The 26320-nt window shown below is 33.4% G+C and carries 24 protein-coding genes and 1 pseudogene; 16 read left to right on the forward strand and 9 right to left on the reverse strand.

Going from position 1 to position 26320, the window contains the following annotated elements; genetic code table 11:
- The first annotated feature begins 111 nt into the window (after nucleotides 1–111).
- Together TL18_RS00425 and TL18_RS00430 are read left to right on the forward strand one after the other, a co-directional pair.
- Nucleotides 112–4317, forward strand: coding sequence for a right-handed parallel beta-helix repeat-containing protein (locus TL18_RS00425; RefSeq protein WP_067039726.1), 4206 nt, complete (start codon nucleotides 112–114; stop codon nucleotides 4315–4317).
- An 18-nt stretch (nucleotides 4318–4335) separates the two neighbouring features.
- The gene (locus TL18_RS00430) at nucleotides 4336–7365 is read left to right on the forward strand and encodes a right-handed parallel beta-helix repeat-containing protein (RefSeq protein WP_067039731.1); all 3030 of its coding nucleotides are present in this window, start codon (nucleotides 4336–4338) and stop codon (nucleotides 7363–7365) included.
- A gap of 111 nt (nucleotides 7366–7476) precedes the next feature.
- Here TL18_RS00430 and TL18_RS00435 read toward each other — a convergent pair whose 3' ends face one another.
- A complete protein-coding gene (locus tag TL18_RS00435) occupies nucleotides 7477–7890 on the reverse strand; it encodes a ferritin family protein (protein WP_067039734.1) in 414 nt (137 codons plus the stop codon).
- Between the two features lie 45 nt (nucleotides 7891–7935).
- Nucleotides 7936–9162 carry an FprA family A-type flavoprotein gene (locus TL18_RS00440; RefSeq protein WP_067039736.1) on the reverse strand — a complete coding sequence of 409 codons (1227 nt, stop codon included), beginning with the start codon at nucleotides 9160–9162 and terminating at the stop codon, nucleotides 7936–7938.
- Between the two features lie 232 nt (nucleotides 9163–9394).
- Between TL18_RS00440 and TL18_RS11055 the strand changes: the two genes are divergently transcribed.
- From TL18_RS11055 to TL18_RS00455, 4 genes are all read left to right on the forward strand, one after another.
- Entirely contained in the window at nucleotides 9395–9538 is a 144-nt protein-coding gene (locus TL18_RS11055; protein WP_197031825.1) for a hypothetical protein, read from the forward strand.
- A gap of 29 nt (nucleotides 9539–9567) precedes the next feature.
- Nucleotides 9568–10434 (forward strand): aldo/keto reductase, encoded by an 867-nt coding sequence (locus TL18_RS00445; RefSeq protein WP_231483676.1) that lies wholly within the window; start codon nucleotides 9568–9570, stop codon nucleotides 10432–10434.
- A gap of 37 nt (nucleotides 10435–10471) precedes the next feature.
- On the forward strand, nucleotides 10472–11587 hold the full coding sequence (locus tag TL18_RS00450; RefSeq protein WP_067039738.1) for a low temperature requirement protein A: 1116 nt from the start codon (nucleotides 10472–10474) through the stop codon (nucleotides 11585–11587).
- A 203-nt stretch (nucleotides 11588–11790) separates the two neighbouring features.
- Nucleotides 11791–12201 (forward strand): C-GCAxxG-C-C family protein, encoded by a 411-nt coding sequence (locus TL18_RS00455; protein ID WP_067039740.1) that lies wholly within the window; start codon nucleotides 11791–11793, stop codon nucleotides 12199–12201.
- A 176-nt stretch (nucleotides 12202–12377) separates the two neighbouring features.
- Here TL18_RS00455 and TL18_RS00460 read toward each other — a convergent pair whose 3' ends face one another.
- The 3 genes from TL18_RS00460 to TL18_RS00470 are packed head-to-tail and all read right to left on the reverse strand — an operon-like array spanning nucleotide 12378 to nucleotide 14404.
- The gene (locus TL18_RS00460) at nucleotides 12378–13229 is read right to left on the reverse strand and encodes a Sir2 silent information regulator family NAD-dependent deacetylase (RefSeq protein ID WP_067039742.1); all 852 of its coding nucleotides are present in this window, start codon (nucleotides 13227–13229) and stop codon (nucleotides 12378–12380) included.
- Between the two features lie 9 nt (nucleotides 13230–13238).
- Nucleotides 13239–14015, reverse strand: a complete 777-nt coding sequence (locus TL18_RS00465) for a protein-ADP-ribose hydrolase (RefSeq protein ID WP_067039744.1) — start codon at nucleotides 14013–14015, stop codon at nucleotides 13239–13241.
- A 14-nt stretch (nucleotides 14016–14029) separates the two neighbouring features.
- A complete protein-coding gene (locus TL18_RS00470; RefSeq protein WP_067039746.1) occupies nucleotides 14030–14404 on the reverse strand; it encodes a helix-turn-helix domain-containing protein in 375 nt (124 codons plus the stop codon).
- Nucleotides 14405–14606: 202 nt separating this feature from the next.
- Here TL18_RS00470 and TL18_RS00475 point away from each other — a divergent pair, with 202 nt between their 5' ends.
- The 3 genes from TL18_RS00475 (at nucleotide 14607) to TL18_RS00485 (ending at nucleotide 16182) form a co-directional block, all read left to right on the forward strand.
- Nucleotides 14607–15011, forward strand: a complete 405-nt coding sequence (locus tag TL18_RS00475) for a pyridoxamine 5'-phosphate oxidase family protein (protein WP_067039762.1) — start codon at nucleotides 14607–14609, stop codon at nucleotides 15009–15011.
- 282 nt (nucleotides 15012–15293) lie between these two features.
- Nucleotides 15294–15794, forward strand: coding sequence for a Panacea domain-containing protein (locus TL18_RS00480; RefSeq protein WP_067039765.1), 501 nt, complete (start codon nucleotides 15294–15296; stop codon nucleotides 15792–15794).
- Nucleotides 15784–16182, forward strand: a complete 399-nt coding sequence (locus TL18_RS00485; RefSeq protein WP_067039768.1) for a hypothetical protein — start codon at nucleotides 15784–15786, stop codon at nucleotides 16180–16182. The genes TL18_RS00480 and TL18_RS00485 overlap by 11 nt, the downstream gene beginning before the upstream one ends.
- Nucleotides 16183–16326: 144 nt before the next feature.
- On the opposite strand, the gene TL18_RS00490 is transcribed toward TL18_RS00485, so the two are convergent.
- Nucleotides 16327–17070 (reverse strand): tetratricopeptide repeat protein, encoded by a 744-nt coding sequence (locus tag TL18_RS00490; protein ID WP_067039771.1) that lies wholly within the window; start codon nucleotides 17068–17070, stop codon nucleotides 16327–16329.
- Between the two features lie 165 nt (nucleotides 17071–17235).
- Between TL18_RS00490 and TL18_RS00495 the strand changes: the two genes are divergently transcribed.
- Both TL18_RS00495 and TL18_RS00500 read left to right on the forward strand, forming a co-directional pair.
- The gene (locus TL18_RS00495) at nucleotides 17236–18510 is read left to right on the forward strand and encodes an ATP-binding protein (protein ID WP_067039775.1); all 1275 of its coding nucleotides are present in this window, start codon (nucleotides 17236–17238) and stop codon (nucleotides 18508–18510) included.
- Nucleotides 18511–18732: 222 nt separating this feature from the next.
- Nucleotides 18733–19137, forward strand: coding sequence for a DUF4405 domain-containing protein (locus TL18_RS00500; RefSeq protein WP_067039778.1), 405 nt, complete (start codon nucleotides 18733–18735; stop codon nucleotides 19135–19137).
- 58 nt (nucleotides 19138–19195) lie between these two features.
- Here TL18_RS00500 and TL18_RS00505 read toward each other — a convergent pair.
- Nucleotides 19196–20011, reverse strand: a pseudogene (locus TL18_RS00505) (3-keto-5-aminohexanoate cleavage protein); the annotation flags it as partial.
- A gap of 383 nt (nucleotides 20012–20394) precedes the next feature.
- Here TL18_RS00505 and TL18_RS00510 point away from each other — a divergent pair.
- Entirely contained in the window at nucleotides 20395–20622 is a 228-nt protein-coding gene (locus tag TL18_RS00510; protein ID WP_067039796.1) for a hypothetical protein, read from the forward strand.
- Nucleotides 20623–20658: 36 nt separating this feature from the next.
- On the opposite strand, the gene TL18_RS00515 is transcribed toward TL18_RS00510, so the two are convergent.
- Nucleotides 20659–21264 (reverse strand): NAD(P)H-dependent oxidoreductase, encoded by a 606-nt coding sequence (locus TL18_RS00515; protein WP_067039798.1) that lies wholly within the window; start codon nucleotides 21262–21264, stop codon nucleotides 20659–20661.
- Nucleotides 21265–21338: 74 nt separating this feature from the next.
- The gene (locus TL18_RS00520; protein WP_067039800.1) at nucleotides 21339–21881 is read right to left on the reverse strand and encodes a hypothetical protein; all 543 of its coding nucleotides are present in this window, start codon (nucleotides 21879–21881) and stop codon (nucleotides 21339–21341) included.
- Nucleotides 21882–22329: 448 nt separating this feature from the next.
- On the opposite strand from TL18_RS00520, the gene TL18_RS00525 reads away from it, so the two are divergent.
- The 4 genes from TL18_RS00525 to TL18_RS00540 all read left to right on the forward strand — a co-directional run bounded on the left by TL18_RS00525 (nucleotide 22330) and on the right by TL18_RS00540 (nucleotide 25998).
- Complete coding sequence (locus tag TL18_RS00525) at nucleotides 22330–23574, forward strand: DUF3100 domain-containing protein (RefSeq protein WP_231483620.1); 1245 nt, start codon at nucleotides 22330–22332, stop codon at nucleotides 23572–23574.
- 277 nt (nucleotides 23575–23851) lie between these two features.
- Nucleotides 23852–24136, forward strand: coding sequence for a hypothetical protein (locus tag TL18_RS00530; protein ID WP_067039805.1), 285 nt, complete (start codon nucleotides 23852–23854; stop codon nucleotides 24134–24136).
- A gap of 2 nt (nucleotides 24137–24138) precedes the next feature.
- The gene (locus TL18_RS00535; protein WP_067039807.1) at nucleotides 24139–24411 is read left to right on the forward strand and encodes a hypothetical protein; all 273 of its coding nucleotides are present in this window, start codon (nucleotides 24139–24141) and stop codon (nucleotides 24409–24411) included.
- 150 nt (nucleotides 24412–24561) lie between these two features.
- Nucleotides 24562–25998: an MFS transporter gene (locus TL18_RS00540; RefSeq protein ID WP_067039810.1), complete on the forward strand. Its 1437-nt coding sequence runs from the start codon at nucleotides 24562–24564 to the stop codon at nucleotides 25996–25998.
- Nucleotides 25999–26320 lie beyond the last annotated feature (322 nt).

The following is a 26320-nucleotide window of genomic DNA, read 5'->3' on the forward strand; positions in this document are numbered from 1 at the left end:
TTTTTCATTAACCCTATGCAAAATATAATTACTTGCTATAGTTTATATGTAATAACTGATATATTGTATATATACTTAATTGTTCTTTAAAGGATAATACAATGGGATAACATGAAATTTAAAGTAATCTTTGCATTACTTTTATTATTGATTACAATATCTGCAGTTTGCGCTGAAGAAAATCAGACTTTAGAATCCGGAAAATTCGATGATTTGCAGAAAAAGGTAGATGATGCTAAAAAGTATTCTGAAATAGTATTGGATGATGATTATACTCAAGGAAGCGCTCCGATTAAAATTAATAAGGATATTTCAATTGATGGTAAAGGTCATATAATTGACGGACAGGGAAAACATAGTCTAATTACTTGCTCTCAAGGTACAGTCACATTAAAGAATATCATGTTTAAAAACGGATATTCGGAGGAAGATGGTGGTGCCATTTATATTTCTGGCAAAGGCGTTGTTGAAATTATAAATTGTACTTTCATTGGCAATAAGGCTTATCGTGGCGGTGCTATAGCCAATTGGGGCGATACAGTTTTTATTACAAACTCTACTTTTAAACAGAATACAGCCCTTTTGGATTTTGGAGGTGCTGTTTTATCATGTTCTAATTCTGTCATAGATAACTGTTATTTTGAATCCAATCGTGCCGAAAAGGCAGGAGGAGCAGTATTTACCAGTTACACTCCTTTGGGAATTTCAACTATTACAAATTCAATTTTCATTAAAAATACAGCTGATGAAGATGGAGGTGCAATTTCCAATTCCGGCGATTTGAGATTTGAAGAATGTGAATTTATGCAAAACTATGCTACTTATGGCGGAGCCATTTGGTCCAACAGATGGCTTACTTTTTCTGATAAGGAATCCATCTTCACAGAAAACGGAGCTTATTACGGTGGGGCAATTTATGCCTATACATTTGATAGTGTTGCTTTCAACCTCATCTTCAACAAAAATTATGCTTATGCCTATGGCGGTGCTGTCATGTTATATTCTCGCGATGCCAGTACTGTCTCAAAGTACTATTTCAAAAATTGTACCTTCAATGGAAATAAATGTGAAAAGAAAAGCGTTTTCTATGATGGCAGAGGAGGGGCAATCTACTTTGACACTTATACTACTAAACCCTGTGAATTGAAAATCGATGGTTGCAGCTTTTCTGATAATTATGCCTATGATGATGGCGGTGCAATTTATGTCGATAAGGGTAGAGATAATAATAATATCCTTGAATTTGTAGGTTCGCCATCCTATTTCAATTCAAATGTCGCAGAATCAACTGGCGGTGCAATTTATAGCTATTGCGATATTCGATTCAACAGCTCTTCAGTTAATTTTGTGAAAAATCAGGCTAAAGATGGAAACGGCGGTGCTGTTTACACTAAAAATAATATTATGTTTAATCTTCCATCCACTTTTGAAGAGAATTATGCGAAAACTGATGGAGGAGCCATTTATTGTGACAAAGAAATCTATTTTAATAATGTCCCATTGAAATTCATATATAATCAGGCAGAGGTTAACGGTGGTGCGGTATATACAAATTATATTTCCAATGTTAAAAATGCCATTTTTATAGATAATCATGCGGAAAAAGATGGCGGGGCGATTTACGTTAACAAAGAATCTCATTTTGATGTCACATCCTGTCTTTTTGACAGTAATATGTGTGTTGATGAGGGCGGTGCAATATATTTAGATTCAAGCAGTTCTTCCATCTCTTTATCATATAATATTTTCTTTACTAATCGTGCTGATATGGGTGGTACAGTTTATAATTGTGGAAAATATTCTAATATTTATCAAAATTGGTGGGGTCATGATACGCCAAATTTCGGAAATGGGGATTTAATAGAATGGTATGTAACAAAGACAGAAAAACATTATGATTCAGATCCTTTAAAAATGAGAATCACTTTAGGTTCTACAACAACTGGTGTCAATAAGTCTGTTCCGGTTGAATATAGCTTGGTTTCAACTTATGGCAATGAGGTTAATGGCGAAATATCCATGTTGGGCTATTATTATTATCTTGTGCATACCAATTCCGGTGAATTTTCACAAGCCGTTTTAAATAAGAATTCAATGTTAAGCAGCTATACTCCAAGAGATGTGGGCATTCATCATATTTCCGTTAAGGGATGGTCCAACCCTGGCGCTTTCCTTACTGTTGACGAGTCCTCCGAACCGGATAATGTAGTTCAAGTTGTCCAAAGCAATTATCGGACCTTTACAGATTTGCAGACAATAATAGATAATGCGCCATCAAATTCGGTTATAAATCTTGATAAGGACTATGCGTATTTTATACACGATTTTGAAAAAGAGCAAAAAGGAATTACCATAAATAAAAACATTGTAATTGATGGTCATGGACATACTATCGACGCTCAGTACGCATCCAGAATCTTTTATTCCAGTGAAGGAACTGTTACATTGAAAAATTTGATATTGACCGACGGTTATGAATATGATGATGATGACGGTGGAGCCATTTTCATAAAATCCGATGCCAAGTATGTTATTGTGAACTGTACTTTCAGCTATAATCATGCATGGCAGGACGGAGGCGCAATCTTTAATGATGGCGGTGAACTCAGAATTCAAAATTCCACATTCAGTAATAATCTTGCACAGGGAGCTTCAATTTTAAACGATTGTGATGGTGGAGCGATTCATTCCAAGGCTCATCTGATTATAGATAATTGCGTTTTTGATAGAAATACTGCTGCGGATAGTGGTGGTGCAATCTATGCAACTAATGGCTTAACAATAGAAAATACACCTTCTTCATTCATGTATAATAAAGCGTTACATGCAAAGGGCGGCGCAATACGCACAAACAAATTCATGAAAGACGTCAAATATGCATCATTTATTGGAAATGAAGCCAATAAAAACGATGGTGGCGCAATATATATCAACGATGAAAATCACATAACCTTTACACAATGCTTATTCGCTTACAATCACTGTGGCGATAGAGGCGGAGCAATGTATTTGGATTCAATCAGTTCTCATTTAACTTTATCCAATAATATTTTCTTGTTTAATGATGCTGATAAACAAGGACAAACAGTATTCAACTCAGGGTACTTTGATAAAATAAACAATAATTGGTGGGGAAATAATAATCCTTCTAAAAGCAATGACCAGTTGATTGAATGGAAATTTTTACCATGGGAATCAAATGAACCTCATACTGACAGCGATCCTTTAAAAATTAATCTGGTATTGAATAGAGAATATTTCATAATAAACGAAACCGTTACCGCAACACTTTGTTTCTATAAATCTGATGGAAGCTTATTTACTGGGGAAATTTTCGATGCTAAATTTGATAATAATTATATTTCCTTTACTGTAAATCCATCTTTGACAAATGAAGTTAAATATAATACTAAAAATGCGATTATGGAGTTAACAGCTGAAAAAATCGGCACATTCGATGTAATCTGTGAAGTAAGTTTTCATTCTGGCTTAGAATCCATATCCGTATCAAAAACATTTAATGTTTTGAATTTGACAATAGTTGCACCTGAAATAAAAGATTATTACAGTAATTCTCAGACTTTAAAAGTATATTTGGAAGGGGATAAGGACATTATTGCTAATCAGAGAGTTGGTATTCATGCATTGAATAATAATTATGAGATGTACACTGATGAAAATGGAGTTGGAAGCTTTTGTTTTAGTAATTATGTATATCCTGGTGTATATTCGGTTTCATTAGATGTCTTGGGCATTTCAGCAAAAACAACATACACAGTTTTATCAACTATCAATGCAACAGACATTGTCAGAGTTTTAGGTAATCATACTCCATTTTATGCGGAGTTTGTAGATGGAAATGGAGAATTCTTGCCTGAATACACAGTGGTTGGGGTTGCAATTGACGATTCATCCGTGACATATGTAAATGTAAAAAGCAACGGCCTTGCATCATTCAATATCGCATTTTTGGGTGTCGGACAGCATTATATTACATTATTTAATTTTGAAACTTCAGAAGCTGAATGCTATCAAATCACAATTCTTCCGGAATTCAATGAGGGCGATTCTATAAATAATGGAAGTCATCAGCATAGCAATTCAATTTCTCAAGATAGTTATGAGGATATTTCCGCAACATTGCCGTTTGCAGGTTACAACAATTTAAATAACCAATCAGATGACAGGGTTGGCAAATCAATACTTAAAAATCAGTCTAATATTTTTCATGATAATAATAATGCGTATCTTATAATATTATTGATAATACTTATTTGCCTATTTGGGGCTTTAATTAAAAGATATAAGGACAAATAAAACATTAGGAGAGTTAATATGTTAAGAAATAAGTTAGGGATTATTTTCATATGTCTGTTAATAATGCTTCTTTCGATTTCAGCTATTAATGCGTCGGATGTTGATAATCAAACATTAGTTGATGCAGATGATGAAAATTTAGCTCATGATATTGATATTGAAGAGAATCAAAACTCCAATCAATATGACCAAGATATTTCCGGTGAAAGTGACCTTACGGATGGATGGGCAACATTCACTCAATTAAGATTCGCAGTTTCAGTTTCGCCAAATGTTGTCTTAAGTACTAATTACCGGTATGATAAAGCTGTAGACGGTGCTGAACTCGGGCTTGATGGAGTCAAGCTTGCCATACCGATTACTATAGATGGACGAAATCATATTATTGATGGGGCTATGCAATCTTATATATTTAGAATAAGTTCTCCTAATGTTGTTTTAAAAAATATAGTCTTTCAAAATGCCAAATCACAAAGCGGCCAATGTCCGGATAATATGCGTGACGGATCTGCATTGTATGCTATGAATTCTGCTGTCACTATCATTAACTGTACTTTTTCAAATAATATGGCAACCCGTGATGGCGGAGCCATTTTTGCCAATACCGGATCCACTTTAGATATTTCAAATTCTAAATTCACATCCAATCAGGCTTCACAATCCGGTGGCGCTGTTTATGGTAAAAAAATAACTTTAGATAATGTTGTATTCACATCAAATGTTGCTTCACAATCCGGTGGTGCTGTTTATTCTTCAAATTACCTGAAGTCCACCAATTCAAAATTTAATGAGAATTCTGTCATCAGCGGCAGGGGTGGTGCGGTATATAAGGAATCAATAGGCGACGGAATTTTCCGCAATAATGTATTTGAAAGAAATCGTGCAAGTGATGGTGGTGGAATTTATTCTGACAATCTTATTACACTATCCAATTCTTCATTTTCTTCTAATTCCGCAACAAGTAAGGGTGGTGCTGTTTATACTGATGCATTGCACACTGATGCCACTGTTCCTAATATTCAAACAGACTGTAACTCTTTTACTTCTAATAGTGCTGAACGGGGCGGTGCAATCTATACAAAAGAAATACGAAATATTGATGGTGACGGTGAGATAGTGTATGATGGTGTTTTAAGATACTGTTATTTTGTCAATAATGTTGCCCGCAATCAAGGTGGGGCCTTGTATATAGACTGTAATTCCGGTTCATTTACTATTAAGCAATGTAACTTCAGGACTAATTCTATTAATGAAGGAGGGCTTATTCCTTCCGGTTCAGCAATATATGTTGACGGGGATGGAGAAATCAGTATCAAATATAATGTATTTGTGGACAATAAAATGGATGCAGAATGCCCAGCCATATATCTTGATTCAGGAGTGACTGGCACGATATCCAGTAATTGGTGGGGGGCTAATGAAATTAATTTCACTAGAAATAACTATATTAAGATTGGACATGAGTCTGCTGTAGACAATTCCCCTATTCAAATGCGTATGGATGATAGAGTTCATGTAATGGGCAATGTTGGTGAGGTAATCATAAATATTACTAGTGATGGACTTCCAGCCTTATTTGAACTTTTAAAACCGGATATATCTGCTAATTCGGAATTAGGAACACTATCTCTTCCAGTAGTGACTAGTGAGTTTATTTCGCTCGATTATGTTCAGATGAGGGAAGGTTTTGGAAAAATTCAGGTGATTATTGATAATCAGGCTTTTGTTAAAAACATAGTATATGATAGGCATATTCAGGATGAATCTAATGTGGGCAGAATTGTGAAAGTCAGTATAATTATCGGTGGAATCTCATTTCTTGCACTAATGTATTTCATTAATCTTTGGAACAGTGATAATCTAACTGATATTAATGGAATAGGCTATAATAATACTGGGGACGGTTCTTTAATGGCCCCATTCACTTCTCTCCAGGACGCCATCAATAATGCTAATGAAAGCAGCATAATTTATATGGCTCCAGGAACATACACCGGTCTAGGAAACACAAATTTAACTATTAATAAGAATTTGATTTTCTATGATCCTGCTAATGAGGCAATCATCGATGCTGAAGGAAACTCTAGAATTTTCAATGTCGACTCTCAAAAAATTGTTATTCAGGGCATAACCTTTAAGAACGGTTTAGCCGATGAGGGTGGAGCCATCAAATTCAACAATGAACTTTCTGACAGTTTCATCAATTCCACTTTCATCAATAATGGCAATGGTCTTGGCAGTGCAATCTATTTCGAAAAACCAACATCAAATGTTAGCATTATTGGAGAATTTATTAATAATTCTTTAAATTCCATTTATTTTGCTCAAAATTCCAAAGACACTTCAATTAAAGATTCATTATTCCTGAATTCCAATGTGAATGAATCTATTGGGGATGTTTATTCTTCCGGCGGAGGAGTTTCTTTGAAAGACAGTTGGTTTGGAGGAAATAAGACAGATAATGTCAATGTTAATAATGTAGATGTTTTAAGCTATTTATTCTTGGATTCAAGCATTTCTCCAAAAGAGTATAGTGCCGGCACTCCACTGACTGTTGATATAAGTCTATATTCTAATGATACTGCTTCCGGCAGTATTTCCAAGTATTCTAAAAATTTCAATAATTTGACTTTATCATTATCTTCCAATACCGGATCCCTGGATAAAACAAGTGTTAAATTAGGCGAGAAGTTTACTTTTACTCCATTCAATAAAATATCCAGCATCAGTGTATCAGTTCAAAATGTTACTACTACATTATATCTCATAAATGATGATAATGATTTCTATGAGGGCAATAATACGATTGATTCAGATTCCGATAATTTAGCTGATGATTCTCAATTCGTTAATCAAATCGGTTATTCATTAGGCAACAATTTATTGTCTTATGATGCAGGCATCGTATTGGATAATAATACAACAGCATCTAATCAATCAAATGTTGTCAATTCCCTTAATGTTCATTCCAATAGCTTCTGGTTGATAATTCTCTTATTGGTTATTATATGTGGAGTTTTAATTTGGAATTATAAAGATAAATTTTAAAGTTTGACAGTTATGGAGAGATATGTTATTTTTTCTATAGCTGTTACTAATTTTCAAGACTAAAAAAAGAAATGGTGAAAGAATAATTAAATTCTTTCGAGTTTTAGGTATTTAGAAGTATCTTTCTAAGATTCCTTCTAAGATTTTGTAGTGACGGCCTTCGTCTTTGGAACTTTCTCTGAAGAAATCAGCAGCGGTTTCGATACCTGCTTCAGCAGCTTTTTCGGAAGCTTCCCTTTTTTCTGCGTTTGCCATTTTTTCTCCACCCATCATCCATTCGATGTTTTCTTTGAGGGTAGGTTTGATGATTCCGTTCATTTCACAGAATCTGGCAGCGTGTTCAGCTTCTTCCCATGCTAATCTTTTGAATACTTCAGCCAATTCCCCATAGCCTTCTCTGGAAGCTTGTCTGGACATGGCAAGATAGATACCTACTTCGTTGGTTTCTCCTTCAAAGTTTCCTGCAACATAGTTTTCTACAGGGGTTCCTTTTGTAATTCCGATTTCATGTTCGTATTTAACCATAATTTCATTCTCCTTGGTTTATCATATATGTTTTAATTTTTTGGTCTATAATTCTTTACAAGCTTTAGCTAGTTTTACACCCAATTCGTAGCTTGCTTCTTCTTCTTCAGCGTTTGGCACGAAAGTGATTTCCTGGGTGTCAATCACGTCAAATCCGCAGGTTTCCAATTCTTCAGCGAGTTTTGCTGGTGATCCTCCTTTTCCACCCATTGAACCGAAGGTAACGGCTTTTCTTACAATGCCTGTTCTGTTGAATAAGAGACCTTTCAGGTAGTACATGATGTCTCCGATACTTGGGTATGGCACATCGTTGATTGTTGGATCTCCGATTGCGATTCCTTTACTGGTCAGGATGCTTTTGACGATTTCTGATCTTTCATCTTCGTGCAGGAAGAAGATTTCAACATCATAGCCTTCAGACATTGCACCTTCTGCAATTTCATGAGCCATTTGTTGGGTTGAGTAGTGCATGGTATCGTAAATGATTGTGATTTTGTCTTCACATACACCTGTAGCCCAGTTTTGGTAAGCTCCGATTACTTGCATAGGGTCGGTCCAGATTTGACCGTGGGATGGTGCAATCATTTTAATGGAGTCAAGCAAGCCCAATTCAACTACTTCATTTAATTTTTTAAGCACTAATTTTGAAAGAGGTGTAATCAAGTTTGCGTAGAATTTTTGTGCCGCATCCATTAAGACATTTTCAGGGATTTCATCTGAAAATCTTTTGGTGAAACATAAGTGTTGACCGAATGCATCGTTAGGGAATAAAATACCGGTTTCGTCTGCAAGCAGGGTAAACATGCTGTCAGGCCAGTGTAATAGGAACGCATCTAGGAATGCTAAGGTTCTGCCGCCAACATCCAAGGAGTCACCGGTTCCTACTGTGATGAATTCAGCGCCTTCAAGTGCAGGGTAGTGTTTTAAAAGACCGTTTACAGCGATTTTGGTACAGTAAATTGGTGCTTCCGGGAATCTTTTGTGCAAGTCCACTAATACTCCGGAGTGGTCTTTTTCCACGTGGTTTTGGATGATGTAGTCAACTTTGACTTCCCTTCCTTCTTGAGCGAAAGCGTCGTCGATACGTGCCATCATCTCTTTGGTTTTACCAGGATAAGCGTTGTCGATAATCGCTACTTCGTCTTCTCCAAATACAATGTATGCATTGTAGGTGGTTCCGTCTAATGTGTAACCGTGGTAGGTTCTTAAATCCCAATCGAGTACACCAATCCAGTATACTCCATCAGCTATTTTTTGTGCATTGGCTTTCATTTTATAAATCTCCAATTTTGTTTTTAATTCATATTATGTTCTTATGAATTGATATTATTTTGTACTATTTATTTTATATAGTTTTGTTTTATACGAATTGTTCGTGTTATTGTAGGTTTTATCTATATAAATGACTTTCCAAATCTATTGTTAATATTAAATCATTTTTGAATCACATGAAAGATTCATTTAATACATATGTTTTTAAATTACTCTATTAAAATTAGTTATCATGAAATACATTAAACTTGGAAATTCAAACCTCAATGTTAGCCGAGTGTGTATGGGTTGTATGGGCTTTGGCGATCCGACAACAGGTATGCATACTTGGACATTGCCTGAAAAAGAATCAATTGAAGTGATTAAAAGGGGTTAAATCATGAAATAAACTTCTATGATACTGCAATTGGTTATCAGAACGGTACTTCTGAACAATACCTTGGAAAAACGATTAATGAACATGCCAATCGTGAAGATGTTGTAATTGCAACAAAATTCCTACCCAGAACAGAAGAAGAGATTAAAAACAATGTCACAGGCCAACAGCACATCCACAATCTTGTCAATAAAAGCTTAGATAACCTTCAAATGGATTATATAGATTTATACATTTATCACATGTGGGATTACAATACTCCAATATATGATATTTTGGAAGGTTTAAACGAAGTGATTGAAGAAGGCAAGGTTCGATATATAGGTATTTCCAATTGTTTTGCTTGGCAACTTGCAAAAGCAAATGCAATAGCTGAAATGAATGATTTCAATAAATTCGTATCCATTCAAGGACATTATAACTTAATTTTTCGTGAAGAGGAACGTGAAATGATTCCATTATGTAAAACAGACAATATTGCCCTAACACCTTACAGCGCACTTGCATCTGGAAGGCTATCAAGATTGCCTGGTGAAGTTTCCAAAAGACTAAAGAAAGACTTTTATGCTAAATTGAAATATCAAAACACAGAATCATTGGATTTGGAAATTATTAAAAGAGTACATGAAATTTCACAGAATTATGGCGTTTCAATGACTGAAGTCTCTCTTGCTTGGCTTTTAAAAAAGGTAACTTCTCCTGTAGTTGGTGCAACTAAAATGCATCATGTGGATGGTGCAGTCAATGCAGTTGATTTAATATTGTCCGACGATGATATGAATTATCTTGAGGAACCTTACATTGCTCATGATTTGGTAGGTGTGATGGCGGACAATAAGGTTTCAGCTAACGATAATGAAAAAGTATGGCAGAAATATACAAAGAATAACATTTAGTTAACTAAATATAACTGTTAATTCAATACTTAGTTATATGGAAATAACTAAAAAGCCAGTGCAATTGATTGAATTATTCTATGACTTGATTTTTGTTTATGCAATTTCACAGTTGACCGGCTTGATTAACGAACCTATTGGAGGAATAATTCCTCCTTTTAATTTTTTCGCTTATTTGATTACTTGCTTTGTAATTCTCCAAGCCTGGCTTTATTTTACAAACTATGTTAACCGTTATGGACAATGGAAATGGTATGATTATGTTTTAGTCTGTGTAAATATGATTGCAGCTATTTTCATGGCCAATACCATTTCGCTCGATTGGGCTTCAATGTATTTTGCTTTCGACATTTCCATGCTCATAATGCTAGGTACTGTTGTAATATTATATGCAATTCAAGCTAAAAAAGAAAAATCAATGTCTGGAGCAGCAGGAAACTCCATAACAATCCTATCAATTGTATGTACCATCTATATCATTGCCATTTTATGCCATATTTTCGATTTTGAAGATTATGTAATTTGGATTAATGTTTTAGCGGTATTGGCAGGTGCATTTTTGCCATTTTTCATTAGAGGTAAATTTAATAAAAATATCATCAACTTTCCCCATCTTGTTGAAAGGTTTGAATTATTGACAATCATCACCTTTGGTGAGGCTGTTGTTGGATTGGCAGAATTTTTCGATGTAACCAACTTTAATGTAGTGCCAATCTTACTATTTCTAATTGTAATAACCATGTTTGGTTCATATGTAATTCAAATTCACAGATTAATGCAACATAATAGGATTGAGAGATCATTAAGGCTAATGTTTAGCCATTATTTTATTATCATAAGCATTAATCTTGTCACTGTTTCCTTTGAGCTGATTAATTCTGGTGAGGTTAATTATTGGTTTGTAAGTATTTTGATGATTGTTTCATTAGTTGTTTTCTACATTTCAATTTTAGCAAACAAACAATATTATAGGCAAAATATTAAATTAACAAAAAAGGATTTGCTGTTAATGACAACATTTACAGTTCTGGGAATGGCAATAATGTTAATATTTATCTCAAACTTATATGCATTCCTGATTGGAACCTTGATTATAACTGTTGGCAATTTTGAAATTTTACTAATGAAATATAAAAAATATTTAACTGAATGAAAGATTTATAATCGCTACAAAATAAATTTCATATTAGAGTTTTAGTGCTTAAATCGATAAGTATCAGAACTTTTTTATACGTTTTATACGAATTGTTCGTGTTCTTATGCGATTTCTTTATATAAGGTTCATATTTGAGTTTAGGGGTAGAAATTGATAAACATCAGATTATTTTATAAGTCAAAATAATTAAAATTATATTTATGAAAAATATAGAAAAAGCAGTTCAATTATTTGAAAATGGATATGTGTGTTCACAAGCGGTATTTGCAACATTTTCACAAAATTTAGGCCTTTCAGAAGAACAAGCCTTGAAAATCGGCGCATGCTTTGGTAGTGGTATGCGTAAAGGTGAAGTTTGTGGTGCTTGCACAGGTGCACTAATGGCATTAGGCCTTAAATATGGAGAAAGTAAAACTAAAAGTAATGAAGTATGTGAAAAATTTTTAGATGAATTCGAAAAGGAAAACGGATCATATATCTGTAGAGAATTACTTAATTGTGACATTAGAACTGAAGATGGTGTTAAATATGCATTGGATAATAATCTATTTAAAGAGTTTTGTCCAAAGATGGTTGAATCCGCAACTAAAATAATTGAAAGTTACCTTTAGATTTAATATTTTGGATAACTTTCAAAAATTTTATAATCCTAAAAAAAAATAAATTCCATATCGAGTTTTAGTACTTGATTTTGATAAGCATCTGAACTTTTTTATAAGTTTTATACGAAATGTTCGTATTTTCAAGTGTTAATTCAAGAATTATGTGTCCATGAATAATTGATAATTTAAATCCTTGAAAGCCAATATGCAAATATTTCTGAAATATTTTCATCAAAACAAATGGTCTTATCTTTGTTTTCAGGTATTGCTTGTGATGAGCTTCTATTTAACCTAATTAATGTGGTGTTCGGGTTTTCATATGTCATCTGTTCAAATGGATATCTTATTATCGAAGGTGTGTTAAAGCCAACGCCCAACTCCAAGAATACAATGTTTTTGTCTTCATCAACATGTTCCAAATACTTTGAATAATTATTATACATTTCCGTCCATTTCTCATCTTCAACAAATGTATTGTCGACTCTTAGATTCAAAGCCATTTCCTTTCCGCAGACTGGACACTTTGGTATTAAATCGGAAGGGATTCTACAATCGTTAATGTTTTCAACGGCTTTAAAGACAAAATCCCTATTTGAGTATAATTTTTCATGGCAGGGTTCGCTGCATTGGAAAATGCCATAGTCTCCCTGTGTTGCAAAGATTCTATCATCCTCAAAGCCATTTATCCAAAATTGATGTTCGACATTGGTTGTCAGGATGAAATAATCCTTATCTTTAACCAGATTCAATAACTGTTCATATAATTCGGTTTTGCCAACGGAGTATCTGTTCATAAAAACATGACGGGACCAGTAGGCCCATTTTTCCTCGGAAGTTTTGAATGGATAAAATCCGGAAGAATACATGTCGGTCAAGCTGTATTTTTCAATGAAGTCCTTAAAGTTGTCTTCAAAACGTTTACCCGAATATTCAATGCCCGCAGCTGCAGAAAATCCGGCACCTGCACCAACAAGAATATATTCTGCATCATTTATGGCATCATATGCCTTGTCTAATCTTTTAACGAAATGTTCCATATTCTTCTCCTAGAATAATAAATTCCTGTATGTTGTATAGCTGTCATCTGAGAATACGTCAAAAATCACATGCTTTAAGCTGGTTTCATTTGAGTTCAAATATTCTCTAACAGTACCAATAGCTATTTTGGCCGCTAAATCTCGTGGAAAATTAAATACTCCTGTTGAAATGCCACAAAAAGCCAATGATTCAAGATTATTTTCATCGGCTATTTCTAAACATGAAATGTAGCAACTTTTCAGTGCTTCACAGTCGCTTTTGGAAGGCTTTGAGCCATGGGGGATTGCGGGGCCGACAGTATGGATTACATATTTTGAAGGCAGATTATAAGCGCTTGTGATTTTAGCTTCGCCCACTTTTTCATCTTGTCCCTGCAACTGCATTATTTTGTTGCATTCCTCTCTGAGCTGTAATCCGGCTGCTGAGTGAATCATGTTGTCAATGCAATTGTGAAGAGGTATAAAGCAACCTAATAATTTTGAATTTGCAGCATTGACAATCCCGTCAACTTTCAAGGTTACAATATCGCCTTGCCAAAGCATGATTTTGCCGGCAACATCCTTGATATCTTCAACTGAAGTTAAATTTTTACTTAATGTTTCGGCAGTTAGGAAATCGTCCTGAACTTTTAGAAATTCATCTGAAATTTTTAAAGGCATTCTTACATTCATTAAGGATCGAAGCAAATCTCTTTTAGATTTGTAGTCTTGTGGAATTTCAATAGATTCGTTTCTCTCATCAATCAAATAATTAATTAGAAAATCAAGCTGTTCTTCTTTATTCATATGATTCTCCTGTATTAATCAATATTCAGGGTGTTCTTAAAGATGTTTGTCATTTCTTCAGATTCGTCATCTGTTGCGGTATCATCTTTTTCTAAAGTGAACATGGCCAGTTCATAAAGAATTCTATTCATTCTTTTTCCTTCTTCAGTCAGGGAATATTCAGTTATTTTGGAGTCATCTATATTGGTTTTTGAAATCAGTCCGTTTGATTCCAAATCCTTTAGGCATTCTGTTAAAACTTTATTGCTTAAAGCAGGTTTGTCTTCCTTAAATTCTTTGAATCTTGTTTTACCGAAAAACAAATCCCTTATTATTAGAAGGTGCCATTTTCCGCTGATGATTTTTAAGGTTTCGTTTACCGGACAGTAATTGCTTTCGAATTTAGCCATGATATCACACTTTCCATTTTGGATATGAATTTATCTATTGATGATTATTAATAAAATTTTAGTTACGAAAAAGTAACCAAAGACTCTAATCAGTTATTAGTAACTTTAAAGTAACAAAAAGCTTATATTTAGTATAAAACCAATTTATAATTAATGCTAAACAAAATAAAGAGATTTAGTATTATAAATAAAGGTGATATGAATGGAAGACGTAATTAAATTCTTAACTGAAAACCCTCAGCAATATCTCGCAACTACAGGACTTGACGGAAATGCAAAAGTAAGACCTATATTATTCTACTTTGCAGAAGATGACAAACCATACTTCTGTACCAGCAATCAAAAGCCAATGTATAGGGAATTGGATGCAAACCCTAACTTTGAAATGACTGCAGCCACTCCTGAATTCCAATGGATCAGAATTGCTGGAAAAGTCGAATTCGTCGATGATTTGGAAATAAAACAAAAGGTAATTGATGCTAATGATCTTGTAAAGGCATTATATGAATCTGGTGACAATCCGACATTTGAAGTATTTACCATTAAAGAAGGCAAAGCTACTATCGCCGACTTTTCTGGAGAACCTCCAAAGGTTTATGAAATTTAAATTCTGTTAACATTACTGTTAACCCATTCTTTTTTTTAACATCAACATCCATCCATTGAATATTATGTTCATCATCTAATGTTACATAGTTTGGAAGGAAATCCAGAGTTGTTATATAATCATGGCTATTGTATACATAGCTATGGCTTAAACTATTGCTTTTCATATGACTTCAAAATTGCTTTAAACTCGTAAAAAGCATAAATATTTAAATTAAGAGAAACAATAAGTTAAACAACGTAGTGTAATCTTAAATTATTTAATTAAAGGAGGGTATAAACAATGGAATTTGATAAAGAGAAGTTCAAAACAGTTCTTTCATACATTATCAACAGATGTGAAAATAAAAAGAATGTTGGAAAAACCGTGATTTGCAAATTATTGTATTTTTCAGATTTCAATTATTATGAGAAATATGAAACCTCCATAACCAATGAAACCTACATCAAATATGAAAGGGGTCCATACCCACAACACATTGATGAAATAATCGATGAGATGATAAATGACGAATCCATCACAATCGAAAAAAAACCTTATTTTGGAACTACTATCCATAAACACTATTTAAAAGATGTTCCAGACCTATCAGCCCTAAACACTAAAGAGTTGAGTGTCATAAATGAAGTAATCGATGATTTAGGCGATTTGTCTGCAAAAGAAGTCAGTGAATACTCCCATGGGGACATGCCTTGGATGATTGCAGAGGATAATGAGGATTTAGACTACGAATATGTTTTCTACAGGGACCCTGAATACAGCGTTAGAGAATATGACAACTGAATACACCATTAAGACTTATCCTAAATTTGATAAGGAATTTAAAAAACTCACCAAAAAGTGCCCATCACTTGAAGAGGACTTTGAAAGGTTAAAAAAGGTTTTACTTCTGGATTTGAAAAGGGGAGACCATAGATTAACCCAAGATAGGTATAATCAGATTCCGGGTTTAGGTTCAAAAGTGAAATTTCCGGTTTTCAAAATCAAGAAATTCCGTTGCAAATCAATTAAGGAAGGAAACAGATCACCATTCAGATTCATATTCATATTAAGCAGAAAACATAACATAATATATTTCACAGAATGTTATTACAAATCCAAACAGGAAATAGAAAACAAAAAAAGAATACAGGACATCTGTGCAAATTATGAAATATATTTTAATGAATAAATTTCTATTGGAGTTGTGTTGAAATCAATAAGGTTGCGAACTATATCATACGTTTTATACGAATTGTTCGTGTTATTTTTGGGTTTCATTATATGAAATTGTTTTTAAAAGTTAATATTTCAATAGCTAAGTCAGAGGTTAATCTTAATCAGATTTATTATTGATTACTTCAATTAGTTCACTTAATAATTCATTATTTTCATTCAATTCAAATGCTTTATTAATATAAGATAAAGCTTCATCATACTTTTCTAATTGAATTAATAATTGTGAAATGTTATATAAATATGCAAATTCGTTAGGATTAATTTCTGATGCTAATTTAAAGTATTCAAGTGCTTTTTCATAATCCTCCAAATAAATACAGCAATAACCTAAATTCGAATAAAGAAAATGATGATTATATCCCAATTCCTGAGATTCTTCCAAGCAGACTAAAGCTTCATCGTAGCGATTTAACATATTTAAAGCACTTCCTTTTATAGCTAAAATATAAGATTTTTTTCCAAATATAAATATGGAAATATTGGCAAATTTTAAAGCGATTGAAAAATGGTCTTGTCTAAGAAAAAAACTAGCTAAACTGTTTAATGTAGGTTCAAGACACACCCATAATAAAAATAATAAAAAACCGAAAAATCCATAAGTCAAAATCCAATCATCGTTTTTTAGTCCGATATATATTTCAATGAAACAAACTACTATCATAATGTAATGTAAGAATTTATAAACTTTATTTAGGTCTAAAATTGCAAATTGGTAAAATAAAATAATGATAACTAAAGAAGATACGAAAATATTCCATAAACCGAAATTATAAGTGCATTGATAACATAAATTTGCGATTAATAGTATTAAAAGAATGAAGTATTTAATCTTCTTATCCATATATATGCTTTGAGTTTAGGATAATATATTTATTTTCACTGGTGAAGGCCAAACAGTAAAATGAAATATGGAAATAATGAAAAGTATATTACCAAAAAACAGTTAAATATATTACCAAAAAATAGTTAAATATATTATCAAAAAATAGTTAAATGAGGCAGTTCTATGGAATATATGGATAGGTATTTGGATGATGAACTAGAGCAATGGATGAATGTTATTGGTGCTGTGCTTATTGTTGGCCCTAAATGGTGTGGTAAAACAACCACCGCTGAACAATATGCCAAGAGTGTTTTAAAACTTCAAGATATTGACAGGCAAGAAGAATATCAAATGTGGCTGGACATCAGACCTTCAAAATTATTGGAGGGCGAAAAACCTAGGTTGATTGATGAATGGCAAATGGCACCGATTTTATGGGACGGTGTTAGAAACAGTGTTGATGAACTACAAGGTGAAGGATTATATATCCTAACAGGTTCCACAGTTGTTGACGAGTCTAAAATTATGCATTCAGGAACTGGTAGAATTCATAGGCTGCTTATGAGACCAATGAGCCTATATGAAAGCGGTGAATCGAACGGAAAAATTTCTATTGAGGGCATATTTAATAATCCAGATATTGACATTGATGGGATTGAATCCGATTTAACAATTGAGGATTTGATTTTTGCGGCATGCCGTGGAGGATGGCCAGATTCCATAAACAAAAAAAATAATAAAGATAAATTATTAATTGCTTATAATTATCTAGATAATATATGTGAAACTGATATTTCTAATGTTGATGGTGTTAAACGTGATCCTGATAGGGTTAAAGTTATTTTAAAAGCTATTGCTAGGAATAATTCTACTTTAGCTAAGGATACTACAATAATGGCTGATATTTCTGCTAACTTTGGGGATATTAGCAAACCGACTTATTATTCCTATGTTGATTCCCTAAAACGCTTATTTGTTATTGAAGATTTAAGGGGTTGGGCTCCAAATATTAGGTCAAAGTCATCAATGAGGTCGGGCAATAAAAAAGTTTTCATAGATCCTTCAATTCCAGTAGCTGCTTTAAATATGAGTCCCGAAGCTTTTGATACAATTGATGGTTTAAAAACTTTTGGTTTTATTTTTGAAAATTTGTGTATTCGTGATTTGAGCGTGTATACTTCTAAATTTGGAGGTTCAATATCTTATTATCATGATAATTCCGATGTTGAGGTCGATTGTGTTGTACACCTTAATGATGGAAGATATGCTTTAATTGAATGTAAATTAGGCAAAACTAAGATAGAGGAAGGTGCTCAAAATTTACTGAAAGTAAATAAATTGATTGAAGCTAACGACCAGGTTAGAAATCCTAGTTTTTTAGCAGTTTTAACTGGAGGAGAGGTAGCACATACTCGTCCAGATGGTATTAAAGTTATTCCGATAGGTTGTTTAAAATAAGTAGAGATTAATTCGGCAAATATATTATAAAAATTAATAATTTGGAGTTTTAGTACTTGAAATCGATAAGGTTGCTAACTATATCATACGTTTTATACGAATTGTTCGTGTTTTTTAGTCTTTATTATAATAAAATAATTTTTTTATTAGTTTAATAAATATTTAGGTATGACTAAAAATATAAATAAGAAGTAAACGAACATTAATATTAAGGGTGATTGGATGAATAAAAAAATTACTGTAGATGTTTTAATGGGTATCGCAATTATATTGGAATTCCTTAGTCTTCCTATTTTAATTCATGAAATTGTGGGAATAGGATTATTATTTTTAATTATATTACATTTAAAATTCAATAAAAACTATTTTAAAGCAATACCTAAAGGAAAATACAATCTTAAAAGAACCATAGATCTTATCGTAAATATGGGTTTGCTGATTTCTTTATCAATAACCATCATTTCAGGTATTCTTTCCAGCCAAAAATCATTAAAAAGTTTGAAAATTGGAAATCATAAAGTTTCACATATCCACAAATCCTCTTCAATTTTCAGTCTAATATTTCTAGGATTGCATTTGCTGACTACCCGTAAAAAATTATTGAGAGAAATGAAGAAATCGCATTGATTTTATGGTTAATCTCATTTTAAGATAGTTCTTGGTAACTATTAAATTTTATACAATACTACTTTGTTTTTGTTCCGTATTTGCCATATCCTTCTTGTAAGTTTAATCTTTCTCTCAGTTCGCTGCTTGGACACAACTTTTTACTGAAGAGGTCCATTATTTGATGAATTCTTATTAGATAATCTTCATTGCTTGCTAATTTTGTTCGTTCGTCATCGTACCAAATGTTATCTTCCAATCCTACGCGGACACCGTGTCCTGTTGCTATGGATATGGCGTTTGTTGGTAACTGAAATCTACCGATAGCACCCATAGAAAATATTGTATCCTTAGGTAAATTTACCACTAAAGCCCCGGACTGTAAAAGTGTGGGTTGTGCTCCGGCAATATTTCCTAAAATGATATTTGCGTAATGTGGTGGATGCAGCATTCCTTTTTTTGTCAAATATTCTGCATAATTTATCATTCCAAGATCAAAAATTTCCAACTCTGGCTTGATACCTTTCTCATTCATCTTGGCCACTATATCCTGTATCATCTGTGGCTCATTTGTACTGATTGTTCTGTTAAAATTCAATGAGCTAAGTGTAAGACTGGCCATATCAGGCTTTGCCATACCTGACAGGTTCAATACATCGGTTCTTTTGGAAAACTCGCCATACGCTCTGCCGCTTGTAGTAACTGCAATAATTAAATCTGGAGCAAACTCGCGTATTCCTAAAATAATTTCTTCAAACTCCTCTTTTTTCCAGCAAGGTTTTCCTGTAGTTCTGTCACGAGCATGCAAATGAACACTGGTTATGCCTATTTCACAAGCGCGACGAACGTCTTCGATTATTTCTTCAGGTGATATTGGGATAAATGGGGTATCTTTTTTTGCATCAACACTCCTGTCGGAGCAAAATTTATGATAATCCTGTCCATATTAGTCATGATAAATAATTCCTATCATTTGTTTTATTTTTGGGTTCTTTTTATAACCCTATAACGAGTTTCACAAAATTATCTTTCGTTAAATGTTTGTTTAAAGAATTAAATTAAACCCTTAATATTCTTTCTTATTTTACTTATTTAAATGGTTTATCATTATCAAAAGGAAGATGAAACATTCCACATCCCATCACTGATTTTCCAAAATGAAAAAGTTAGTAAGTATGGAAATTATTTGTTTCTTTTTTGGTCAAGTATTTTAAACGAAAATTTTATTTATGTTTTTTTTAATACCTATTTATAAAGAGGGTTTTTGGAGGTGAAAATATGGATTCCGGAAAAATTCTTGCAATCATTGGTTATCTTCTTGCAATATGTTTCCCACTAATTGGTATAATCTATGGTTTGATATTATACTTCGCTAAAGGCGATGACGCATATATCAAAAAGCATGCGAAATATATCATTATCGTTGGTTTAGTATTGCTCTGTATATCATTTGTATTAATGATGGTATATAATATATCAGTGTTTACATTTTATCAATTAAAATAATTCCACTTTTTCTTTTCTTTTTTTTTTAAAATAAGATTAGTTTGTATTTTTGCCTATTTTTTCAGCTTTTAACTTGTAATTTTCACGATTATTTAATATCAGTTCCTTATGATAGGTGGTTTCGTCGAATATATGGATATTAGTTTTTTTGGTTTTTCCGGCCATGCGGTCTTTTATGAATATTGTTTCCAATGCTTTTATCTTTCCATCATTTTTTAAATCTTCATAGCTGCTTCCTGCACTAATTAAGAAATTTGTCACATCCATGGTTTTCATTGTAGCCGGACTTCCATCTTCATGCTCGTATTTGAATCCTTTGGTGAATACTCTAGCAAAATATCCTACTAATTTTGCCGGTGCATCCATCCAGAATAATGGAAATATGAATGTCAATATTACTGCATTGTTTATTTTTTCCTGTTCAATCTGTATATCCTCGGATAATGGTGAGGGGATATTATTGTTTTCTCTCAGGTATTCTTCTTCTGTGATGTCTGGATTAAAATTGGATTCATATAAATCTGTTATCGTGTATTGAATATTATTTTCATTTAACCCTTGAATGTATCCCTCTTTTATTTCATGTGTGATTGATTTTTTACTTGGATGAGCATAAATTATGTGTACTTTTGGGTTTGCCATGATTGATACTTTTTATTTTCATGGTTTAAAAAATTATTAGAAAGACGGTTCTTATAAGTAAAATAAAAAATGGGTTATTCCCCACCGTATTTTTCTTTCAGCTCTTCTTTTTCGGTTGCGATTTTTCCTTCCAGGGTACCTATTAAATGGTCTGTTTTTTCTTTAAGGGCCGCAACATCTTCTTCATAATCAGCTAATTCAAGATTATCCTCATAAACATCCTGAAGATTTGTAATCAAATCATTTTTAGCCATTAATATTTTTAATTGTGTCCTTAAGTATATTTCCTCTAGAATGCTGGATGCCTTATATAGAATCATGTCTTCAGGCCCTTCTTCATTTTTAATTTCTAAAGCAATTTCTTCTGATAACTCGTCAATTTCCAAATCAGCATCTTTTAAAGCTTTATCAACGCTTTTTTCCGCTGATTTAAGGTAGGATTGTAGTTTTTTTTCATTTCTGGATTTTTTCCTTTCCAGTCTTCTTTCCTGGAATCTGATTTTGGCATTTGCACCTCTTTCGCTGGCTTTTAATATTGTTTCTTCTCTTTTGATTTCGTCGGTGTCCTTAATTTCATTGACTTTTTCTTGAAATGTTTTTTCATCATCAGAAGACATTTTTTTTCACCCGAATATCTTTTTAGTACTGGAATGTACAGATTTTATAGTTCATATGTGAATTTTTATATATAAACAAGTATTAATATTTATATGTAAATAATGAATTATATTTACGAATGTTTAAAATTTATCGAAAAATATCAGAATATTACAATATTAAGTGTTTAGGGATAAAATATCTTTTCAAAAAGACAGAATATATTGTTTTTGACCTGTTCATATGCGACTTAAGATGCATCAACTGATAATGTATCTGTTTTGATAAGGTATTGCTCAAGACTATTGGAGGGATTTTATTTCTAAAAGTCATTCACGATTACAACAAAGGCAACACAGGTATAGGCGACACAGGTATAGGCGTCGAGCGGATAGGGCCATTAAGAAAAGCCCACCATGGAAAGAGTATAATTTACATATTACCATATTGATTTTAGTCATTATCTCAATGGCCATTGGTGTTATAGATATTAAGATAACCGACACTATCAGTTTCTTGTTATTGCCTTTAATATACTCATTGGTATTGGGATTAGCTCTTTATTTGGCGAAATCCGTTAAATTTATAGGTCCCGAGCAAGCCAATGTGGCTGAGGGTGTAATGGTTTTACTCATTGGTGTTTTACTTGCCAAATTAGCCATTTCAAGTGGCCAGTCCATTTCTGCCATTTTTCAGGTAGGGCCTGCCTTGGTCTTGCAGCTTTTGGGTGATTTGGGCACTCTCATAGCGTTGCCCGTTGCTTTGCTTTTAGGTTTTAGAAGGGAAGTTATCGGTATGGCAAGTTCCATCTGCCGTGAACCTAACCTGGGAATCATCATTGATAAATACGGTTTCAAGTCTCCAGAGGCACGTGGAGTTTTAGCCATTTTTGTTATAGGATCAATCATTGGTACTCCATTCATCAGTTTCCTGTCAAGCATATGTACTTCACTCATACCATATCATCCGTATGCCTTTGCAATGGCATCAGGTATAGGAAGTGCAAGTATGAATGCCGCTGCATTGGTTCCATTGGTGCATTTGCACCCGGATATGGCCACTCAATTGGAAGCTTTTGCAGGATGCAGTAATATTCTTTCATTCTGTTTGGGAATTTACATGTGTATGTTTGTTTCATTGCCTATTGCAGAAAAATTGTACAAATGGTTATCTCCAATTTTAGGTAAAGGCGAAGCGCACATTGATGAGGAGAATGTTCCAGATGAAATAAAAGAGGATGATGATGCTTCAGACGGATTAAGTTCCGGAAAACTTAAAAGATGGGGCGCATTGCTTTTTGCATTTTCAGTCATTGTAACTGTTGGAAATTATGTGGGATTTCACACTCCATTAATTGACACATTTATTGGAATGATGATTATTTCAATCGTTACCCTTACAGGAATGGCTCTTGAAAGGGTCTGTCCAGTCCATATCCAATCAATTATCTTTATAAGTATTATCGGTTTGCTTATAGCTATTCCAGGCATGCCAACCTCTGATTTTGTAGCTCATTATGTTTCCAATGTTGAATTGACTACAATCTGTACTGCATTCCTTGCTTATGTTGGTATTTCAATCGGTAAGGATTGGGATGAGTTTAAAAAGATCGGTTGGAGAGGAATCATTGTTGCTTTAATTGTAATAACTGGAACTTACCTCGGTTCCGCAACCATTGCAAATTTTACTTTGTTTCTAACAGGAATGATTTGAACTCCTTGCCTGAAGCAAAGGTTCATAGACCTTTTCACTAAGTTAGGCATTCTTAGCTATTAAAGATAAAATTTATTTTTATCTTTTCAGCTAATCGGTCGAATCGCATTAACGGCAGTTTTTTTTGAGATGTAATCAGTTTGGGGATTGGATATAATAATGCAAACGTTTTGAAAAAGGAGTTCTGATACAAAGTAATAAATATTTTGTTTAATATATTATCAATGTTGTTAACTAAATATTTGATGATAAAAAATTATAATGGTGGAAAAATATCATGTTGGAAGAATATTTACCTTTTATGTGGTTAATAATTTTTGGAAATATTGAAAACCTGATTTTAGCTTCACAAGGTGTTGTTAAAGGTGTTAATCCCAAAGTATTGGGTGGTTTGAGCATAATCGTTGTAATAATCTGGCAAATAATAGGTGTAATTTTGACTGATGCTGCCATGCAATATTCAAATGTCATTAACTTTATCGGTGGACTTGCAATATTCATATTAGGTATTCAGGCGGTTTATGGAGCAGTGAAAAATATCAGATCAAAAGGTGGTGCATAATCATGGTTGACTTAAAGAATTATGCCCAATTTTCCACTTTGCTTATTTTCGGAAACATTGAAAACCTGATTCTAGCATCACAAGGTGCTACAGCTCATGTAAATCCATATATCCTTCTCATTTTAAGCTTAATTGCTGTTGTAATATGGTTGTTAATAGGAAGCTATGGAACTAAAATGGCCATTAAGTATGCGGACTACATCGAAATCATCGGAGGCGTGGCCATTATCATTTTAGGTATTGAAGCGATGCTTGAAGGTGTTGGAATACTTTAATCATATATACTTAAATAATTATTAATATAAATTTAGAATTGTTAATATGTGGAGGATTAATTTATATGAATGAAACTATTAAGGAGCACTCTTGGATTCCTTTAATCCTTGTTTGTTTTGCTACCTTTATTATAGCTTTGGATACTATTCATGAATGTTAGTATTTCTTCAGTTGTTGCTGATTTGAATACTGATGTGAGTACAATTCAAACTATTTCATCATTTTATACTCTCATCACTGCATCATTCATGCTGTTAAGTACCAAGCTTCAAGACATAGTTGGTAAAAAGAAACTGTTTTTAATCGGTGCCGTGATTTATGGTGTTGGTACCTTGACTGCAGCATTAAGTTCCAGCGTTTTAATGTTATTTATCGGCTGGGCATTACTGGAAGGTCTTGGTGGCGCATTAATGACACCTACAGCCGTTTCCATAATAAGCGGAACCTATCATGGAGACAAACGTACATTAGCCCTTGCAATTGAAAGCGCACTGGTTGCAATTGCGGCCGCTATCGGCCCACTTTTCGGTGGGGTTGTGACAACATACTTCACTTGGAGATTAGGATTTGCTGTTGAATTTGTAATCGTTTTAGTTGTTTTAGCACTGTCTGGAAAAATACCTTATTTCGAAGCAACAGGATCCAAAAGCGAATTGGATATCACAGGCGCTATAGTTTCGTTTGTAGGTCTTGTGCTGTTTGTTATCGGTATTTTGATGCTGACTGATGATACCACTTTCAGTATAGCTGCAATGGTTGCAGGCCTAATTGTCCTTGCGGTCTTTGCATTGTTTGAAATCAAAAGAAAAAGGAAAGGCAACGTTCCGTTGCTTGATGTTGAATTGTTAAAGGACAGAAATCTGCGTGTAGGTACTATCCTTAGGTTAATGGTTAATCTTGCTATGGGCGGAACATTGTTTGCAGTTTCTGTTTATCTGCAAAGCGTATTGGCTTTATCTGCATTCAATACAGGTTTGACTTTGCTTCCGATGACATTAGGTTTGCTTCTTTTTGCATTGGCAGCTCCAAAATTGTCTGCAAAATTGAATCACAAGATACTCATGTCAGTAGGATGTATAATATCAATAATCGGATGTCTGATTTTAAGCCAGCAGTTTACAATGGACACTACAATGCTTGAATTAATGCCTGGACTGTTCATATTAGGAGCAGGGCTTGGTTTTGTAATGGCTTTAGGTGTGGACATTGCATTAAGCAATATTCCTGAGGAAGGTCAGAATAACGCATCAGGTATTGTTACAACCGGTCAGACATTAGGTCAGTCAATGGGTACCGCAATTATCGGTGTAATTTTAATTCTTGGAGTTATTGGAGGTATTAGTGATGGAGTCAATACCTATGTTCCGGAGCATTCCGGTGATCAGGCATTCGAGCAAGGCGTCTATGATTACTTCCAGTCAATAGGCAGTATAAACGAGGTTAATTCAGAAAACAGCACTGTTCAGAATGTTGTAAATATCATAATTAAGGATTCCATGCAATTCGTAATGTATGTAACGGCGGTTCTGATGGCAATCATTTTTGTTCTGACATTCCGGCTGACGGATAAAAAGATTAAAAAATAATGGGAGTTTATCTCTCATTTACCCTTTTTTAAGTAGCTACCTGCTTTTTTTCTTTTAATTTAATTAGGTGACATTAACATTAACGCCAATGTTTTCATTAGCCAATCCTGTTTTGGACTTGGATATCTACATGAAAGCGTTTGAAAATTAGTTTTTCAATAAATTTTTCAGTTGAAGTGTTCATTGAACCATGTCAGACTTATTAGGGAAATTTCATTCGAAAAAATTTGTTTTAAACATTATTAAATTTTTTCTTTAAATTTTCTTATCAATATTCACGGTTAATATTCAAATATGTCCAAAAGGGTAAAAAATTAAATAT

The organism is Methanobrevibacter sp. YE315, assembly GCF_001548675.1.
In the GTDB taxonomy this organism is placed as follows: Archaea; Methanobacteriota; Methanobacteria; order Methanobacteriales; family Methanobacteriaceae; genus Methanocatella.

What these genes read in the sequence shown, in the direction of transcription:
- TL18_RS00485 (WP_067039768.1), top strand. Translation starts at nt 15,784, where the DNA reads ATGACAACTGAATACACCATTAAGACTTATCCTAAATTTGATAAGGAA.
- TL18_RS00430 (WP_067039731.1), top strand. Translation starts at nt 4,336, where the DNA reads ATGTTAAGAAATAAGTTAGGGATTATTTTCATATGTCTGTTAATAATG.
- TL18_RS00530 (WP_067039805.1), top strand. Translation starts at nt 23,852, where the DNA reads ATGTTGGAAGAATATTTACCTTTTATGTGGTTAATAATTTTTGGAAAT.
- TL18_RS00450 (WP_067039738.1), top strand. Translation starts at nt 10,472, where the DNA reads ATGGAAATAACTAAAAAGCCAGTGCAATTGATTGAATTATTCTATGAC.
- TL18_RS00435 (WP_067039734.1), bottom strand. Translation starts at nt 7,890, where the DNA reads ATGGTTAAATACGAACATGAAATCGGAATTACAAAAGGAACCCCTGTA.
- TL18_RS00525 (WP_231483620.1), top strand. Translation starts at nt 22,330, where the DNA reads ATGGCCATTGGTGTTATAGATATTAAGATAACCGACACTATCAGTTTC.
- TL18_RS00490 (WP_067039771.1), bottom strand. Translation starts at nt 17,070, where the DNA reads ATGGATAAGAAGATTAAATACTTCATTCTTTTAATACTATTAATCGCA.
- TL18_RS00455 (WP_067039740.1), top strand. Translation starts at nt 11,791, where the DNA reads ATGAAAAATATAGAAAAAGCAGTTCAATTATTTGAAAATGGATATGTG.
- TL18_RS11055 (WP_197031825.1), top strand. Translation starts at nt 9,395, where the DNA reads ATGAAATACATTAAACTTGGAAATTCAAACCTCAATGTTAGCCGAGTG.
- TL18_RS00470 (WP_067039746.1), bottom strand. Translation starts at nt 14,404, where the DNA reads ATGGCTAAATTCGAAAGCAATTACTGTCCGGTAAACGAAACCTTAAAA.
- TL18_RS00475 (WP_067039762.1), top strand. Translation starts at nt 14,607, where the DNA reads ATGGAAGACGTAATTAAATTCTTAACTGAAAACCCTCAGCAATATCTC.
- TL18_RS00500 (WP_067039778.1), top strand. Translation starts at nt 18,733, where the DNA reads ATGAATAAAAAAATTACTGTAGATGTTTTAATGGGTATCGCAATTATA.
- TL18_RS00465 (WP_067039744.1), bottom strand. Translation starts at nt 14,015, where the DNA reads ATGAATAAAGAAGAACAGCTTGATTTTCTAATTAATTATTTGATTGAT.
- TL18_RS00535 (WP_067039807.1), top strand. Translation starts at nt 24,139, where the DNA reads ATGGTTGACTTAAAGAATTATGCCCAATTTTCCACTTTGCTTATTTTC.
- TL18_RS00515 (WP_067039798.1), bottom strand. Translation starts at nt 21,264, where the DNA reads ATGGCAAACCCAAAAGTACACATAATTTATGCTCATCCAAGTAAAAAA.
- TL18_RS00425 (WP_067039726.1), top strand. Translation starts at nt 112, where the DNA reads ATGAAATTTAAAGTAATCTTTGCATTACTTTTATTATTGATTACAATA.
- TL18_RS00540 (WP_067039810.1), top strand. Translation starts at nt 24,562, where the DNA reads ATGAATGTTAGTATTTCTTCAGTTGTTGCTGATTTGAATACTGATGTG.
- TL18_RS00495 (WP_067039775.1), top strand. Translation starts at nt 17,236, where the DNA reads ATGGAATATATGGATAGGTATTTGGATGATGAACTAGAGCAATGGATG.
- TL18_RS00460 (WP_067039742.1), bottom strand. Translation starts at nt 13,229, where the DNA reads ATGGAACATTTCGTTAAAAGATTAGACAAGGCATATGATGCCATAAAT.
- TL18_RS00520 (WP_067039800.1), bottom strand. Translation starts at nt 21,881, where the DNA reads ATGTCTTCTGATGATGAAAAAACATTTCAAGAAAAAGTCAATGAAATT.
- TL18_RS00440 (WP_067039736.1), bottom strand. Translation starts at nt 9,162, where the DNA reads ATGAAAGCCAATGCACAAAAAATAGCTGATGGAGTATACTGGATTGGT.
- TL18_RS00480 (WP_067039765.1), top strand. Translation starts at nt 15,294, where the DNA reads ATGGAATTTGATAAAGAGAAGTTCAAAACAGTTCTTTCATACATTATC.
- TL18_RS00510 (WP_067039796.1), top strand. Translation starts at nt 20,395, where the DNA reads ATGGATTCCGGAAAAATTCTTGCAATCATTGGTTATCTTCTTGCAATA.